General features: G+C 70.6%; 2 protein-coding genes and 1 pseudogene. 2 read left to right on the forward strand and 1 reads right to left on the reverse strand.

All coding sequences use genetic code 11. The features are described from left to right. Both AC1D01_RS27735 and pdxA read left to right on the forward strand, forming a co-directional pair. The coding region (locus AC1D01_RS27735) for a Crp/Fnr family transcriptional regulator (RefSeq protein WP_477872137.1) at positions 1 to 382 on the forward strand (382 nt) is incomplete at its 5' end. A gap of 26 nt (positions 383 to 408) precedes the next feature. Further along, the gene (gene pdxA / locus AC1D01_RS27740) at positions 409 to 1404 is read left to right on the forward strand and encodes a 4-hydroxythreonine-4-phosphate dehydrogenase PdxA (protein ID WP_477872139.1); all 996 of its coding nucleotides are present in this window, start codon (positions 409 to 411) and stop codon (positions 1402 to 1404) included. A gap of 56 nt (positions 1405 to 1460) precedes the next feature. On the opposite strand, the pseudogene AC1D01_RS27745 reads toward pdxA, so the two are convergent. Continuing rightward, a pseudogene (locus tag AC1D01_RS27745) lies at positions 1461 to 3005 on the reverse strand (DUF1631 family protein); the annotation flags it as partial.

The following is a 3005-nucleotide window of genomic DNA, read 5'->3' on the forward strand; positions in this document are numbered from 1 at the left end:
CCAGCACACGCCGCGGCTCGGCTTCGCGGTCACCTGGCTGGCCGCGCACGAAGAGGCGCTGGTCGACGACAACCTGCTGTCGGTGGGCCGGCGCAGCGCGGCCGAGCGCGTCGCGACRCTGCTGGTGCACCTGTTCCGGCGCGCTGCGGCGCTGCTGCCCGATGCGGGCGCCAACGGCGTGCCGTTCCCGCTGACGCAGCAGCACATCGCCGACGCGCTCGGGCTGTCGCTGGTGCACACCAACAAGACCTTGCGCAAGCTGGAGCAGCGCGGGCTGCACCGCATCGAGAATGGGCAGCTGTTCCTGACCAACGTGCAGGCGCTGGAGCGCATCGCCGACCTGTACGGCGATGGCAAGCTGCCGCCTCGTCCCTTGATCTGAATCACTGATCTGAAAGACCGCATCGAATGACGATCCGCTCCCCCATCGCGATCACGCAAGGCGACGCCTGCGGCATCGGCCCGGAAATCATCGCGAAGCTGTTCCGCGGCCCGCAGGCGGCCGGCTGCTTCGTGATCGGCGACGTGGCGGTGCAGCGCCGCGCCGTCGCCTGGACGGGCGGGGGCCTGGCGGTGGCCGCGATCGAGCGCGCAGCCGATGTATTCGACGTGCCGCCCGACTGCATCCCGGTGCTGGCACCACCGGGCCTGCCGGCCGACCTGATGGCGGCACCGACCGGGCAGGTGGATGCGCGGGCCGGTGCGGCCGCGGCACGCTGCATCGAGCACGCGGTGCGGCTGGCGCGCGGCGCCGAGATCTCCGCGATCGTCACCGCGCCGATCCACAAGGAAGCGCTGTCGGCCGCCGGCGTCGCGTTCCCGGGCCACACCGAGATGCTGCRGGCGCTGTCGGTCGATGCCGGTGAACCGCCACCGGTGCGCATGATGCTGGCCAACGAAGAGCTGCGCACCGTGCTCGTGACGATCCACCTGTCGCTGCGCCGCGCGATCGACGCGGTGACCTTCGACGCGGTGCTGCAGACKCTGCGCATCTCGCGCCAGGCGGCCGCGCGCTGGGGCATGCCGGCGCCGCGCATCGCCGTGGCGGGGCTGAACCCGCATGCCGGGGAGGGCGGCCTGTTCGGCGACGAGGAGATCCGCATCATCCGCCCGGCCATCGAGGCTGCGCGTTCCGAGGGCATCGACGCGAGCGGCCCGTACGCGCCCGACACGGTGTTCATGCGCGCGCGCCGCGGCGAATTCGACCTGGTCGTCGCGATGACGCACGACCACGGGCTGATCCCGGTGAAGTACCTCGGTGTGGAGCAGGGCGTCAACGTGACGCTGGGCCTGCCGTTCGTGCGCACCAGCCCCGATCACGGCACCGCGTTCGACATCGCCGGCAGCGGGCGGGCCGATGCGTCGAGCCTGCTGGCGGCCTTGCAGATGGCGCGTCGCCTGTAGCCCGGATGCCAATCCGGGATGTGTCCGACAACCCCCGGATTGCCATCCGGGCTACCTCAATGGCGCGTGGTCGGCTGCGCCGATGAAGAAGCCGACAGCGCCGCCAGCTGCTTGCGCGCCCGCGCGGTGGCGCGCTCCATCAGGTAGGCCTGCTCGAACGCCTTGAAGCGCCCGGTCTCGCACATGCGCGCGAGCATCCGCGAGGTCAGCGACACCGTCTCGTGGTGGCGCTTGCCGCGCGTGAACACGAAGAACGCGCGCCCCGGGCTCACGTAGCTCAGCCGCACCTTCTGCCACTGGTCGTTCAGGTGCATCTGGTACGCGAAGCCGAGCTTCACGTGGTCCATCAGCTGCACGCCGTGCGACGGCTCGGCCGGCTCGTTCGGCGACAGGTCGAGGTCGATGTCGACGCCGCCCACGTGCAGCGGGCCCGGCATCGTGTCGCCGCCGCCCGCGCCGGGCTCGGTGTCCGGCCCGCTGTCGGAGGTCAGGTCGATGTCGACGGTGCCCGACCAGTCGACCGCGCTCTCCTGCACGAGGCCGATGCGCTTGGCTTCGTCGGGCGAGAAGTGCGGCTCGATCGGCGCGGCGCCCATGCTGGACATCGGCACATCGCGCAGCAGGCCGTCGGGTTCCGGCAGCGGCGTGTTGAACACGCCCTCGAGCTGCTTGGCCAGCAGGTTGTATTCGAGCTCCGACAGCGGCTGGCCCTTCAGCGAATCGGCATGCGCCGGCAGCAGCTTGCTGAAGAACTCCTTCTGCGCCGCATCGGGCCAGCCGATCAGCGCCATGCCCTCGTTCAGGTCCTTCATCAGCGGCGGCAGCTGCATCAGGAACTTCTTGCGCATGGCCGGCGAGCCCTTGGGCTGCACGCTCATCACCAGGTCGCGGCCGGCGCGCTTGAGGCGCTGCACCAGCTCGGAATTGACGCCGTGCGACTTCGTGCCCTGGGCGAGTGCCTGGCTCCACACCTGCGACAGGAAGTTGCGCAGGTAGTCGGGCAGCGACAGCGGGTTCAGCGCGGCCTGCAGCTGCAGCATGTAGCGCTGCTGCACGCGCAGGTCGGATTCCTTCGCATCGACCAGCGACACCGCCGACGCGTTCGCCTGCACCTCGTCCTTGGCCTGCTGCGCGATGAAGGTCTCGAGCGCGCCGAGCTTGGAGGCGTACAGGTCGATCTGGTCGAAGTCGCCCTGCACGATCTCCTGCACGAGGTCGCGCACCCGCGTCATGAACTGCTTGCCGGCGCCCTCGTCGAGGTCGTCGAACGCGACGGCGAGCGACGCGATGCGGTTCACGAAGCGGCGCACCGGATGCTTGCGCGACGAGAAGAAGCTCGGGTCGGCCAGCGCGACGCGCAGCACCGGCAACTGCAGGCGGGCGATCTGGCGTGCCATCTGCGGCGGCACGCGCGGGTCGGACAGGATCTGGTCGAACAGGCTGCCGACCACGTCGATCACCATGTGGTCGAGCGAGCCGGTCGAGGCCTGGCGCAGCTCGTCGCGGTGCTGGCGGATCACGTTGACCGCCATCAGGCCCGACAGCCCCTCGTTGAGGCCGCCGCTGCCGGTGACGGCGCCGCTCAGGCTGCCGAGCGCGCT

This window comes from Rhizobacter sp. P3_B12 (assembly GCF_056402895.1).